The following is a 13377-nucleotide window of genomic DNA, read 5'->3' on the forward strand; positions in this document are numbered from 1 at the left end:
CCTAGGCGGGGCCGAGGTGCCGGCGAAGGGCGGCTTCGGTCTGCGCCACCGGGCCGTGCCAGGCGGTGTAGCCGTCCGGGCGGACCAGGGTCGCCTCGCGGCGGGAGGGCGTCTGAGGGGTGGCGACGAGCAGGCGGTGGTCGTACCCGAAGCGGGTCTGCTCCTCGGTGAGCAGGACGAACCGGCCGGCGCGCAGCGACTCGTAGAGGCGGCCTCCGTCGCGGAGCGGGGTGTCGGGGGTGCGCGGCGCGTCCGGATAGCCGATGCCGACGCCGGAGAGGATGCCGGCGGCGCGGTGCATCACCGGGGGCAGTGACATCAGGGCGGAGCCGACCGCGTTGCGGGTGTGCCGGCCGGTCGCCGACTCGATCATGGCGAGCCGGATCAGCGTGCCGGAGCTGCGCAGCACCAGCCTGCCGACCGGGTGGCGCTCGGACTGGTAGGTGTCGAGCAGGCCGGCCGCGGCCCAGCCCTGGACGGTGGCGGCGAGTTTCCAGGACAGGTTCGCGGCGTCCTGCAGGCCGGTGTTCATGCCCTGGCCGCCGGCCGGGGAGTGGACGTGCGCGGCGTCGCCGGCCAGGAAGACGTTGCCGGCGCGGTAGCTCGGAGCCTGCCGCTCGTCGCTGTGGAAACGGGACATCCAGCGGGCCTCGGTGATGCCGAAGTCGGTGCCGAGGGCCCGCCGGGTGACCTCGCGGATCTCGTCGAGGGTGACCGGCTCGCGGTCGCTGACCTGCTTGCGGCGGTCCCAGGCGAAGATCCGGAACCAGCCGTCGCCGAACGGGGCGACGAACGCGAACGCGTCGCCGACCGCGTTGACCGCGAGCACGTCGGCGGGCGGGCGGGCCAGCCGGACGTCGGCCAGCATGATCGAGGTGAGCACCGAACGGCCGGGGAACGGCAGGCCGACCGCCTCCCGGACGCTGCTGTGCACGCCGTCCGCGCCGACGATCCAGTCGGCGGTCACGGTCTCGGTCCCGAAGCGCAGCGTGCCCTGATCCAGACCGGTCAGCTCGGCGCCGCGGACCATCCGCGCGCCCGCCTTGACCGCGCGCTCCTCGAGCAGGCGCTCGACGTGGAACTGCGGGGTGATCAGCAGGAACGGGAACCGGGACGGGAGCTGCGACAGGTCGACCTTGATCCGGTCGAAGAGGCGCAGCCTGTCGACCCGGGCGCCGGTGGTGACCAGCTCGTCGGCCAGCCCGCGGGCGTCCAGGATCTCCAGCGTGCGGGCGTGCACGCCGAACGCCCGGGTCAGGTTGGACGTGCCGGACCGCCGCTCGAAGACGGTCACGTCGACCCCGGCCCCGGCCAGGTCGCCGGCCAGCAGCAGGCCGGTCGGGCCGGCTCCGATGATCGCCACGGTGGTGTGCATGACTCCTCCTGAGGGTGCGATTGCCAACGCTTGTTGACAACGATAGGAGTCACTTCCCGCAGGAGTCAACACTTGTTGGCCAACGGTTGTTGACATAGATTGTGACCATGACAGCTGCACGGCGCTCCGACGCCACCCGGGCCGCGATCCTGACCGCCGCGCGGGAGCGGTTCGCCGCCGACGGGTTCGAGCGGGCCACCATCCGGGCCATCGCCGCCGACGCGCGGATCGACCCGTCCCTGGTGATGCGCTACTACGGCAACAAGGAGAAGCTGTTCGCCGCCGCCGCCGAGTTCGACCTGCGGCTCCCCTCGCTCGCCGAGGTGCCGCCCGAGCAGCACGGGACCGCGCTGGTCGAGCACTTCCTCGACCGCTGGGAGGGCGACGAGACGCTGCTCGCGCTGCTCCGCGCCGCGGTCACCCAGGAGACCGCCGCGCTGCGCATGCAGCAGATCTTCGCCGCCCAGCTCGGTCCGGCCGCCGCCCGGCTGGCCCCGGACCCGGCGTCGGCGCCCACCCGGGCCGGGCTGATCGCCACCCAGATGCTGGGCTTCGCGCTGTGCCGGTTCGTGCTGCGCCTGCCGCCGGTGGTCGATCTCGGTCACGACGAGGCGGTCGCCTGGCTCGGCCCGACCGTCCAGCGGTACCTGCATGGCACCATCTGACATTGATGGTCATGGACACGTTGTCCGGAGTGGACCAGAGTGGCAGGCATGACGAAACGGCGTGTTCTGCTGACCGCCGCGGCGGCAGTGCCCCTGGCCGCGCCGGCTCAGGCCGGGCAGGCGGCCGGCCCGGACCGGCGGCCGCCGGACCCCGAGCTGCGCGGGATCCTCCGGGAGATCGACCCGCGCCGGGTCGAGGCCACGGTGCGGCGGCTGGCCGCGTTCGGCACCCGGCACACCCTGTCGTCGCAGACCGATCCGGTCCGCGGCATCGGCGCCGCCCGGGACTGGATCCACGCCCGTCTGCGGGAGTACGCCGCCGGTACCCGGATGACCGTCGAGCTGCAGTCCTTCGTGCAGCCGGTGTCTCCCCGGGTGCCCACCCCCACGGTGATCACCAACGTGATCGCCACGCTGCCCGGCACCGCCACGCCGGAGCGGATCTACGTGGTCACCGGGCACTACGACTCGCGGGCCACCGACGTGCTCGACTTCACCAGCGACGCGCCCGGCGCGGACGACGACGCCTCCGGGGTCGCGGTGGTCCTGGAGCTGGCCCGGGTCCTGGCCCGGCGGGCTCCCCAGGCGACCCTGGTCTTCGCCGCGGTGGCCGGCGAGGAGCAGGGGCTCTACGGCTCGGACCACCTGGCCCAGGCCTACAAAGACAGGAACGCTGACATCCAAGGCATGTTCAGCAACGACATCGTCGGCACCGGGGACGCGCACGACGGCACCCGGCCGGACAACCGCACGGTGCGGCTGTTCGTCGAGGGCGTGCCGACCGCGGAGACGGCCGCCGAGGCGAACGTCCGCAAGAGCGTCGGCGGCGAGAACGACGGCCCGTCCCGCCAACTGGGCCGGTTCGTCAAGGTGGTCGAGCCGGCCGGCACGAACGTGCGGGTGATCTGGCGCCGGGACCGCTACCTGCGCGGCAGCGACCACATCTCGTTCCTGCTGCGCGGCTATCCGGCGGCCCGGTTCACCGAGCCACGGGAGAACTTCGCGCACGAGCACCAGGACGTCCGGGTGGTCGACGGCGTGCAGTACGGCGACCTGGTCGAGTTCTGCGACTTCGACTACATCGCCCGGGTCGCCCGGGTGAACGCGGCCACCCTGTGGTCGCTGGCCATCGCGCCCGGCACCCCCAAGGACGTGGTCGTCGACACCACTCAGCTGACCAACCGGACGACCCTGCGCTGGACCGTCGGCACCGAGCCGGACCTGGCCGGATACGAGATCGTCTGGCGGGAGACGACGGCCGCCGACTGGACCGGCGTGCTGCCGGTCGGCAAGGTCGGCACCGCCACCGTGGACCTGTCCAAGGACAACGTGTTCTTCGGGGTGCGCGCGGTGAACGCGGCCGGCCACCGCAGCCCGGCGGCTGCGCCGCGGCCGTCGAGCTGATAGATTCACGTCGCGATCGCGCAGACGGCGTGATCCCGAGTGCTCGAAAGAGTGAAGCCTGTGATCCCCGCGGTGCTCAGCGGCCCCTGCCGCTAGACGACTCTGCCCTCACATCCTGCTTCCTTTCTTTCTTCTTCGAGCCCTCGAAAGGGTCACCTCACCATGGATCTGCGCATCCAGCGCGCCGTCGTCACCACCCTGCACCACCGTCCGAACGCCGTCGAGTGCGGACCGTTCGTGATCGGGTTCGACGACAGTTCCGACAGCCCGTTCATCAACTACGCCACGCCGGTTCCCGGCGCGGAGATCACCGCGGCCGATGTCGCCGCTTTGGTCGCCGCCTTCGGTGCCCGCAAACCCCGTTTGGAGTACGTGGTCAGCTGCGCTCCCACGCTGGAGAAACTGCTGGTCGAAGCCGGATTCGCGGTTGAGGTCCGGCACGAGTACCTGGTCTGCACGCCGGCCACCTTCGCCGAGCCGCCCGCCCCGGACGGCTTCGACCTGATCGAGCCGATCAGCGACGACGAGCTGAACGGCATGATCGCGGTGCAGAGCGCGGCGTTCGGCGACATCTACACCCCGAACCCGGCGGAGGTCGGCCGCCAGCGCCGCAACCAGAAGCGCGGTGGCGTGCTGGTCGCCGCCCGGACCACCGACGGCCGGTACGCCGGCGGCGGCGTCGCGTCGGTACCGGCCGACGGCCTCAGCGAGGTCGCCGGGATCGCGGTCGGCGAGCCGTTCCGCCGGCGGGGCCTGGGTGCCGCGATCACCGCCGCGGTGACCCGCCGGCTCTTCGACGCGGGCGTGGAGATCGCCTGGCTGGAGGCCTCCGGCGAGGACTCCTGGCGGGTCTACGAGCGGGTCGGCTTCCGCCCGGCGGGGCAGCGCCTCTACATCTCCAAGAGCTGAGACAGCGGCCTCGCCGGTGTCCAGGGCTCCTGGGCGCCGGCGGGTCCGTCGCCAGCTGGTGGGAACGCTCCCGGGGTGGCTCGCCGGGGGCGGAGCGGGATCCTAAGGTGGCCCCGTGACGATCAAGGGAGCAGCTCTGGTGACCGGGGCCTCGCGCGGGCTCGGCGCGCACATCGCCCGGCGGCTCGCGGCGGACGGGTGGGCGGTGGCGGTCAACTACCGGTCGGATCGGGACGGGGCGGAGCGCGTGGTCGCGGACATCGTCGCGGCCGGCGGGCGGGCGGTCGCGATCGCGGGGGACGTGACGGACGAGGACGCCGTACCGGAAATGGTGTCCCTGGCCACGGACAGCCTCGGGCCGATCCGGGTCGTGGTGGCGAATGCCACCGGGCCGCAGCCGACCGGGCCGGCCGAGGAGGTGAGCTGGCGGGATCATCTGGACCAGCTGGAATTCTTCGTGAAGAGCCCGACGCTGCTGATGCAGGCGACGCTGCCGGGGATGCGGGAGCTGGGCGGCGGGCGGTTCATCCACATCGGGTCGGACGCGTTCGAGCGGGCGCTGCCCGGGATGTCCGCCTACAACGCGGCCAAGGGCGCACAGCTCGGGCTGGCCCGGACCTGGGCTCGGGAGCTGGGACGATACGGCGTCACGGTGAACGTGGTGGCGCCCGGCTGGATCCCGGTGGAGCGGCACGGCGACGCGGACACCGCCGGATATGTCGCCGATGTGCCGCTCGGCCGGATGGGCACGCCGCAGGACATCGCGGACGTGGTGGCGTTCGTGGCGTCCGACGCGTCCCGGTTCATCACCGGGGAGCGGATCACGGTGAACGGCGGCCACACCATCGACTGACGCGCGGGCTACCGTGGCGGGCATGCGGCAGGTCTACGCGCACCACGCCACGGTCGTCCTCGACGCCGGGGTCGATCCGGCGTTGCCGGGCGCCCTGATCACCGACACGCTGTGCGGATCCCATGAGCACGACGGGCCGTGCCCGCTGGCGCCGCACCACACCGCCCGGTCGCCGGAGGACGATCGGCTGCGGTTGCGGGTGCTGTTCGCGACCGAGCCGCACCGGGTCGACGAGGTGCGGGCGATGATCGACGCGGCCCTGGCGGCCGGCCCGTGGCGGGTGGTGGCGTCGGGGTGCGCGCGGCTCGATCCGGAGGAGCGCCCGCACGCCCGCCGGCTCCTGAAGACCCGGTAGCCGGACGCCGCCGCACCGGTCCCCGGCGGAATTGTCAGACCTGGCCGGTAGGTTCGGCGCATGGTCATGGGAGAGCGCCCGGAGCTGGAGAACGACCCGGTGGGCGGCGACTGGCGGCCGGTGCAGGGACTGCTCTGGGCCAGCCGGTCGAGCGTCGAGCCGGGCTGGTGGAGCACGGTGCACCGGCAGTTCGCGCGGACCGGGTGGTGGCCGCTGTTCCTGAAGGGGCTCTATGACGACCCGCCGCTCCGCCCCTGGGAGACCGACGAGCTGAACCCACGCCTGATCAGGAGCAGACCGGGGGATCACGATCCGGCGGTCCTGCTCCGGGAGTGGTTCGACGCCCAGGTGCCCGACGAGGACGAGGACGATCCGGACTTCGCCTCGGTCCTGCGGGAGTGGCCCGGGCTGGCACCGGCCACACTCGGCCGCGCTCCTGCGGGAGCACACGCGGCCGGCGGCGCCGGCGGCATCGACCCGGAGGCGCACGCCGCCGAGGTGGCTGAGCTGCTGGTTGACGCCGGTCAGGTGAGCCGGGCTCGGCTCGGGGTGGTGCGGTGCGAGCGGAGTGCCGACATCCCGGCGTTGATCGGCTGGACCGGGCCGGTCAACCACGAGAACGACACGGCGAAGATCTGTGCGGTGCTGCGCAGCTGGGAGACGCGGTTCGGGGTGCGGCTGCTGTCGCTGGGCTTCGACACGATGATCCTGAGCGTGGCCGCTCCGCCGGCCGATCTGGCGGCGGCCCGGCTGCTCAGCGCCGAGCATCTCGCCTTCTGCGCGGACAGCGTCGGCGGGATCACCGAGCTGGAGGAGTATGCCGCCGAGCTGGTCGGCTCCACGCAGTGGGACTTCTGGTGGGACTGAGCGGAGGGCTCACGGCGCGGTCCAGCGGTAGATCTGCCCGTCCCGCAACTCATAGGAGGCGGCCGGCTCGGGTGGCGGGCCGGCGGCCAGGCGGGCGAAGACGTTGGTGCGGCCGCGCAGTGTGCGACCGCCCTCGGTCCAGTGCAGATAGGGATGCAGGAGCTGGATCAGGGCCGGCCGGTCATCCCGGCCCGCCGCCGCCAGCACTTCGGTGACGATGTCCACGTCCGCACGCTAACCGGCGGGTCTGACAGATCCGCCGCGCCCGGACCGGGGCGAGGCAGAGCCACGGCGCCCGGCGGGGCGAAGCAGCGGGCTCGGCACAGGGCGAGCTGAGGCAGCGGGCGCGGCACAGGGAGCTGAGGCACCCGGCGCGGCACAAGGGACTGAAGCACCCGGCGCGGCACAAGGGCTGAGGCAGCGGACGCGGCACAAAGGCTGAGGCAGCGGGCGCGGCACAAGGCGAGGTCAGGCAGAAGGCCAGCCGGGCGAAGCACCGGGCACGCGGGCGGCGACAAGACGGCGCGGGGCGGGGCGGCTCGCGTGTGGGTCGCGGGGGCTGTGGGCGTACCGGAAAAGGGTGAGGGACCCTCGGCGGGCCGGGGGTCCCTCAGCGGTCGTGCGTGGGCTGGGCGCCGGGTCAGGCGCCGCGCAGGGTGGCGCCGAAGCGGGACGCGGTCAGGGCCACCGCCGCGTCCCGGGCCGCGATGGTCTCCTCCGAGGTGAGGGTGCGGTCCGGGGCGCGGAAGGTGAGCTTGTAGGCCAGCGACCGCTTGCCCTCGCCGAGCTGCTCCGACTCGTAGACGTCGAAGAGCGCCACCGTCTCCAGCAGCTGCCCCGCGCCCTCGGCCAGGGTGGCCTGCACCTCGCCGGCCGGGACCGTGCGGTCCAGGACCAGCGCCACGTCGATCAGCGCCGGCGGGAAGGTGGAGATCTTCGGGGCGTCGACGACCGGGGCGTCCGGCAGGGCGTCCAGGTCGATCTCCATGGCGCTGGTGCGCTTGGGCAGGTCGAGCGCGGCGACCACGGCCGGGTGCAGCTCCCCCGCGTAGCCGACGACGTCGTCGCCGACCAGGATCGCGGCGCAGCGGCCCGGGTGCCACGGGGCGTGCTCGGCCGCGCGGACCGAGACCAGCGACGCCGGGACGCCGGCGGCGCTCAGCGCGATCCGGGCCGCCTCGATCGCGTCGGCCCAGCTCGCCGCCTGGCCCGGACCCCACCAGCCGGCCGGCGCGATGTCGCCGGCGAGCACCGCGGCCAGGTGCCACGGCTGCGCCGGGACGATCGCGTTGGCCTGCGCCCACTCGTCGGCGGTGGGCCGGCGGTCGACGCCGAGCACCGGCGGGGCGGTCGCGGTCAGGTGCGGCAGGAACACCGAGCCGGTCTCGAAGAGCGCCAGGTCCCGGTGCCCGCGGCCCAGGTTCCGCTTGAGCGTGCCGAGCAGCGGGCCGAGCAGGTTGGTCCGCAGCAGCGGCTCCTCCTCGGAGAGCGGGTTGGTCAGCCGGACCGCGCTGCGCCGCGGGTCGTCGGCGGGCAGTCCGAGCTGGTCCGCGGCGCCGGGCGCGACGAACGGGTAGGACAGCACCTCGACGTACCCGTTCTCGGCCAGCGCGCGGCCGACCGAGCGGTGCCGGCGCTGCGCCGGGGTGAGGCCCTTGCTGGCCCCGGCCGGCGGCAGCACGCTGGGGATGTCGTTGTAGCCGCCGAGCCGCGCCACCTCCTCGACCAGGTCGATCGGCGCCTGCAGGTCGGGCCGCCAGCTCGGCGGCACGACGTCGCTGCCGGCCACCGTGCAGCCGACCGAGGTCAGCAGCTCGGCGATCCGGTCCGCCGAGTAGGGCAGGCCGATGATCCGGGACGGCAGGTCGGCCGGCAGGGTGATCGCGGTGCGCGGCGCGACGTGGTCGATGTCCAGCACCCGCTCGTCGACGGTCCCACCGGCGTGCTCGGTGAGGATCGCCACCGCTTTCTCCAGCGCGGCCAGCGTGAGCTGCGGGTCGACGCCCCGCTCCCAGCGCTTGGCGGCCTCGCTGAACAGCTTGTGCCGGCGGGCGGTGCGCCCGACCATGACCGGGTCCCAGTGCGCCGCCTCGAGGAGCACGTCGACCGTGCCCTGCTGCCACTCGCTGGTCTCGCCGCCCATCACCGCGGCCAGCGAGATCGGCCCGGCCTCGTCGCAGATCACCATGTCCTCGGCGTCCAGCACGCGGGCGACGCCGTCCAGGGTGGTCAGTTTCTCGCCCGGGTGGGCGCGCCGCACGGTGAGGCCGCCGCGCAGCCGCTGCAGGTCGAAGACGTGCATCGGCTGACCGAATTCGAGCATCAGGTAGTTGGTGATGTCGACCGGCAGCGAGATGGCCCGGATGCCGGCCGCGATCAGGCGGCGCTGCATCCACTCGGGCGACTTGGCCGCCGGGTCGATGCCGCGCACCACGCGCGCCGAGAACCGGTCACAGCCGACGGTGTCCTCGACGGTGACCGGGTACGGCGGCTCCTCGGTCCGGGTGGAGAACACCACGCGGGCCGGGTCCTGGTACGCCACGCCGAAGTGCGTCGCCAGCTCCCGGGCGATGCCCCGGACGCTCATCTCGTACCCACGGTCCGGGGTGATCTCCACCTCGACCAGCACGTCGTCCAGGCCGACCACCGGGCGCGCGTCGACGCCGGGCGTGGCCGCGCCGGCCGGCAGCACGATGATGCCCTCGTGCTCGTCGGAGACGCCCAGCTCGCGCGCCGAGCAGATCATGCCGTGCGAGTTGCGGCCGTACGTCTTCCGCGCCCCGATCGTGAAGCCCCCCGGCAGCTCACCGCCGGGCAGGATCACCACGACCAGGTCGCCCTCGGCGAAGTTCCGGGCGCCGCAGACGATCTCCTGCGGCACGGCCCGGCCGACGTCCACGGTGCAGAACCGGATCGGCTTCTTGAAGCCGGTCAGCTCCTCGATGGTCAGCACCCGGCCGACGACCAGGTCGCCCTTGATCGTGGCGGCCTGGTCGACGATCGACTCGACCTCCATGCCGAGGTTGGTCAGCGCCAGGTCGAGCCGCTCGGCGGTGAGGTCCGCGGGCAGCTCGACGTACTCGCGCAGCCACGACAGTGACGTCTTCATCGCGTCAGGACTCCATTCCGAAGTTCGTGGTGAACCGCACGTCGCCCTCGACCATGTCGTGCATGTCGCTGACGCCGTTGCGGAACATCAGGGTCCGCTCGACACCCATGCCGAAGGCGAACCCGGAGTACTTGTCCGGGTCGATGCCGCAGGCGGTCAGCACCTTCGGGTTGACCATGCCGCAGCCGCCCCACTCGACCCAGCGCGGGCCGTCGCGGTGCTGGGCGAACCAGACGTCGAACTCGGCGGACGGCTCGGTGAACGGGAAGTAGTGCGGCCGCCAGCGGGTCCGCGCGTCCGGGCCGAACATCGCCTTGGCGAAGTGGTCGAGCGTGCCGCGCAGGTGCGCCATCGTGATGCCCTCGTCGATGACCAGGCCCTCGACCTGGTGGAAGACCGGGGTGTGGGTGGCGTCCAGCTCGTCGGTCCGGTACGCCCGGCCGGGGCTCACGATGCGGATCGGCGGCGTCCGGCTGAGCATGGTGCGTACCTGGCCGGGCGACGTGTGGGTCCGCATCACCAGCCCCGGCACGTCCACGAAGAACGTGTCGGAGGCGCCGCGGACCGGGTTGTCCGGGCCGATGTTGAGCGCGTCGAAGTTGGCCCACTCCAGCTCCAGCTGGGGACCGTCGACGATGTCGTAGCCCATCCCGAGGAAGACGTCGCCGATGTGCTCCATCAGCGTGGTCAGCGGGTGCCGGGAGCCGCGCGGGCGGCGGTTCCAGGGCAGGGTGACATCGACCCGCTCCTCGACCAGCACGCGGGCGGCGCGGTCCGCCTCCAGCTCGGCCTGCCGGGCGTCGTATGCGGCCTGGACGGCCTGGCGGGCGACGTTGACCCGCTTGCCGGCGTCGGATTTCGCGGCCGGGGGCAGCGAGCCGATCTCCCGGCGCGCCAGCGACACCGGCGAGCGGTCGCCGAGGTGCGCGGGTTTCAGCGCGGCGAGCGCGTCGAGGTCGGCAGCCTGCGCGAAGGCCTTCTCGGCCTCGGACACAGCGGCTTCGAGAGCCTCGGGCGCGAGCAGGGCGGCCTGCTTAGGATCGTACGGATCGTTGCGGTAAGACATGGTCGGGCGAACTCCCTCACACCGGATGAGCCATCGGGCAGTGTAGTGAGGCACGGCTGGGCCGCAGCCCGCCGGTCAGCGAAGTTCGCGCAGGAGAGTCAGATCCGGCGCCCGCGACCAGCGGGCCGGATAAACAGTGACCTCGGACCTGACATGGGGCCCAGCATAGCGGCAGGCTGCCGGGCCCCACGCGCCTATATCCGCGGACCGGTACGAACTTCCCGTCGTACGAGCCGCTGTGCAGGGTGAACTGGAGAACGCCGTAGGTGTCGTTGCACCGCGCGTGGACGACCAGGCGGCCTGGCGCGGAGTCGCCGTCAGCGCTGGGCGCGAGCTGAGGCGTACAGGCAGACCGCGGCCGCGGCGGCCAGGTTGAGGCTCTCCGCGCCGCCGTAGATCGGCACCCGGACCCGGCGGTCGGCCGCCGTCAGCAGCTCGCCGGGCAGGCCGTGCGCCTCGGAGCCGAACAGCCAGGCGGTCGGCGCGCTCAGCAGCCCGCCGTCGAGCAGCGCGTCCAGATCGTCCGAGCCGGTGCCGCTGGTCGCCAGCACCTGCAGGCCGGAGTCCTGGAGCAGGTCCAGCACGTCCAGCGGGGCACGCACCACGTCGACGTGGAACAGCGAGCCGGCCGACGACCGGACGCACTTGCCGTTGTAGGGGTCGACCGCGTCGCCCGCGAAGATCACCGCCTCGGCGCCGGCCGCGTCCGCGGTACGCAGGATCGTCCCGGCGTTGCCCGGGTCGCGGATCTCGGCGAGCACCGCCACCAGCTTGGGCCGCTTGCCGAGCGCCTCGGCGATCGGCACGTCGACCTGCTCGCAGAGCGCGACGAGGCCCTGCGGGTGCACGGTCTCGGCGAGCGCCGCGAGCGCCTCCTCGGTGACCGGGGAGACCTCCGGCGCCTGGACGGTCAGCTCGGCGTGCTTGTCCAGCCCGGCCGGGGTGCCGAACAGCTCCAGCACCACGCCGGCCGCGAGCGCCTCGCGCACGGCCTGCGGCCCCTCGGCGAGGAAGCGGCGGGCCTGGTCACGGTCCCGGCGCCGCTGCAGGCGGCGAGCGGCGACGATTCTCGGGGTACGCGGTGTGAACATGTCTCCGTCTCGGGAAAGGGAAACGCCCCCCGATCGCTCGGGGGGCGTTCTGCGAAACTGCGCGAACTCAGGCAGCCTGCGCGGCGGCGCCGCCGGTGCCCTCGGCCGCGACGGCCGCGCGGGCGACCTCGACGATGGCCGCGAACGCGGTCGCGTCGTTGACCGCCAGGTCAGCCAGGATCTTGCGGTCGACCTCGACCTCGGCCAGCTTCAGACCCTGGATGAGGCGGTTGTAGGTCATCCCGTTGGCCCGGGCCGCCGCGTTGATACGCGTGATCCACAGCTGGCGGAAGTCGCCCTTGCGGTCACGACGGTCGCGGTACGAGTACTGCATCGAGTGCAGCACCTGCTCCTTGGCCTTGCGGTACAGCCGCGAGCGCTGACCGCGGTAGCCGCTCGCGGTCTCGAGCAGAGTGCGGCGCTTCTTCTGGGCGTTTACCGCCCGCTTGACGCGTGCCATTTCCAGAACTCCTTACAGGGGTACGTGTCAGGCGCGCGTCAGCGGCCCAGAAGCTTCTTCACTCGCGCGGTGTCGGCCTTGGCCACCACCACAGTGCCGGTCATCCGGCGGGTAACGTGGGAGGACTTGTGCTCCAGCAGGTGGCGCTTGCCGGTCTGCTCGCGCACGATCTTGCCCTTGCCGGTGACCTTCACCCGCTTACCCATGCCGGTGTGGCTCTTCATCTTCGGCACTTTAGAACGCCTCTTTCATGATCTTTCCGTACGACCGGGGGTCGTGCGGAAAAGCTGTCTACTCGGTGGTGTCGGCAGGGTTGGCCGGCGGCACCTCGGTACCGTCGCCCTCACGCGGCTCACGAGCGGGCTTGCCGCCGGCCGCCGTGGCGGCGACCGCAGCGGCCTTCGTGGCCCGGTGCGGCGCCAGCACCATGATCATGTTCCGACCGTCCTGCTTCGGGCTGGCCTCCACGAAGCCCAGCTCGGAGATCTCCTCGCTGAGCCGGCGGAGAAGCCGGAAGCCCAGCTCGGGGCGGCTCTGCTCACGGCCGCGGAACATGATCGTCACCTTGACCTTGTCGCCCGCCTTGAGGAACCGCACCACGTGACCCTTTTTGGTCTCGTAGTCGTGCGGGTCGATCTTCGGCCGCAGCTTCATTTCCTTGATGACGGTCTGCTGCTGGTTGCGCCGCGCTTCGCGGGCCTTCAGTGCGCTCTCGTACTTGAACTTGCCGAAGTCCATGAGCTTGCACACCGGCGGCCGGGCCATCGGAGCAACCTCGACCAGGTCCAGGTCCACGTCCGCGGCCAGTTGGAGCGCGCGCTCGAGCGGCACGATGCCGACCTGCTCACCCTCCGGACCGACCAGACGGACCTCACGAGCCCGGATCTGTTCGTTCACGCGTGGTTCGACGCTGATGGGGCCTCCTCAGAACGTACCTACTTCTGCCAATGTCGGTCGGCCCCGAGTCACCGTCCCGCTGGACCACGGGACGGCCGGGAAAGCAGAAGACCTCGGCAACACGTCTGGCGTGCATGCCGAGGCCCGCTCGACCGGTCATCGGCGTCCCAAGGGAGGACGCACTCCGAACAGGGAATATTCCCCCGGACGGATGACCGGACCCGGCCACAGTGAGTGACTCGGGTGGGAACCAGCGGGCTCCTCTTTCGCGCCCAGCTCAGAGCTGGGCGTGGTCGACTGCCCGCAAGCTTACCAGGCCCCGCATC

General features: G+C 72.4%; 14 protein-coding genes. 6 read left to right on the top strand and 8 right to left on the bottom strand.

Translation table 11 applies throughout. From position 1 onward, the window contains the following. Position 1: 1 nt before the first annotated feature. On the bottom strand, positions 2-1375 hold the full coding sequence (locus BJY16_RS44295) for an FAD-dependent monooxygenase (RefSeq protein ID WP_185045683.1): 1374 nt from the start codon (positions 1373-1375) through the stop codon (positions 2-4). A gap of 107 nt (positions 1376-1482) precedes the next feature. Between BJY16_RS44295 and BJY16_RS44300 the strand changes: the two genes are divergently transcribed. The 6 genes from BJY16_RS44300 to BJY16_RS44325 all read left to right on the top strand — a co-directional run bounded on the left by BJY16_RS44300 (position 1483) and on the right by BJY16_RS44325 (position 6428). Next, entirely contained in the window at positions 1483-2040 is a 558-nt protein-coding gene (locus BJY16_RS44300; RefSeq protein ID WP_185045684.1) for a TetR/AcrR family transcriptional regulator, read from the top strand. A gap of 48 nt (positions 2041-2088) precedes the next feature. Next, positions 2089-3444, top strand: coding sequence for a M20/M25/M40 family metallo-hydrolase (locus BJY16_RS44305; RefSeq protein ID WP_185045685.1), 1356 nt, complete (start codon positions 2089-2091; stop codon positions 3442-3444). Between the two features lie 162 nt (positions 3445-3606). Further along, positions 3607-4353, top strand: coding sequence for a GNAT family N-acetyltransferase (locus BJY16_RS44310; protein ID WP_185045686.1), 747 nt, complete (start codon positions 3607-3609; stop codon positions 4351-4353). Positions 4354-4468: 115 nt separating this feature from the next. Next, the gene (locus tag BJY16_RS44315) at positions 4469-5206 is read left to right on the top strand and encodes an SDR family oxidoreductase (protein ID WP_239176812.1); all 738 of its coding nucleotides are present in this window, start codon (positions 4469-4471) and stop codon (positions 5204-5206) included. A 22-nt stretch (positions 5207-5228) separates the two neighbouring features. Further along, positions 5229-5561 carry a hypothetical protein gene (locus BJY16_RS44320; RefSeq protein ID WP_185045687.1) on the top strand — a complete coding sequence of 111 codons (333 nt, stop codon included), beginning with the start codon at positions 5229-5231 and terminating at the stop codon, positions 5559-5561. A gap of 60 nt (positions 5562-5621) precedes the next feature. Beyond that, entirely contained in the window at positions 5622-6428 is an 807-nt protein-coding gene (locus tag BJY16_RS44325) for a DUF4253 domain-containing protein (protein WP_185045688.1), read from the top strand. A gap of 9 nt (positions 6429-6437) precedes the next feature. Here the strand turns inward: BJY16_RS44325 and BJY16_RS44330 are convergent, their stop codons facing one another. The 7 genes from BJY16_RS44330 to infC all read right to left on the bottom strand — a co-directional run bounded on the left by BJY16_RS44330 (position 6438) and on the right by infC (position 13051). Further along, positions 6438-6653, bottom strand: coding sequence for a nuclear transport factor 2 family protein (locus BJY16_RS44330; RefSeq protein ID WP_185045689.1), 216 nt, complete (start codon positions 6651-6653; stop codon positions 6438-6440). Positions 6654-7068: 415 nt separating this feature from the next. After that, positions 7069-9537 carry a phenylalanine--tRNA ligase subunit beta gene (pheT, locus tag BJY16_RS44335; protein WP_185045690.1) on the bottom strand — a complete coding sequence of 823 codons (2469 nt, stop codon included), beginning with the start codon at positions 9535-9537 and terminating at the stop codon, positions 7069-7071. 4 nt (positions 9538-9541) lie between these two features. After that, the gene (gene pheS, locus BJY16_RS44340) at positions 9542-10603 is read right to left on the bottom strand and encodes a phenylalanine--tRNA ligase subunit alpha (RefSeq protein ID WP_185045691.1); all 1062 of its coding nucleotides are present in this window, start codon (positions 10601-10603) and stop codon (positions 9542-9544) included. Positions 10604-10920: 317 nt separating this feature from the next. Next, entirely contained in the window at positions 10921-11694 is a 774-nt protein-coding gene (locus tag BJY16_RS44345; protein ID WP_185045692.1) for a TrmH family RNA methyltransferase, read from the bottom strand. 67 nt (positions 11695-11761) lie between these two features. Continuing rightward, positions 11762-12154 carry a 50S ribosomal protein L20 gene (gene rplT / locus BJY16_RS44350; RefSeq protein ID WP_014693392.1) on the bottom strand — a complete coding sequence of 131 codons (393 nt, stop codon included), beginning with the start codon at positions 12152-12154 and terminating at the stop codon, positions 11762-11764. Positions 12155-12192: 38 nt separating this feature from the next. Next, a complete protein-coding gene (gene rpmI, locus BJY16_RS44355; RefSeq protein ID WP_185045693.1) occupies positions 12193-12387 on the bottom strand; it encodes a 50S ribosomal protein L35 in 195 nt (64 codons plus the stop codon). A gap of 58 nt (positions 12388-12445) precedes the next feature. Further along, positions 12446-13051, bottom strand: coding sequence for a translation initiation factor IF-3 (gene infC / locus BJY16_RS44360; RefSeq protein WP_185045694.1), 606 nt, complete (start codon positions 13049-13051; stop codon positions 12446-12448). Positions 13052-13377: the final 326 nt, after the last annotated feature.

Origin of the sequence: Actinoplanes octamycinicus (genome assembly GCF_014205225.1) — a bacterium.
In the GTDB taxonomy this organism is placed as follows: Bacteria; Actinomycetota; Actinomycetes; order Mycobacteriales; family Micromonosporaceae; genus Actinoplanes; species Actinoplanes octamycinicus.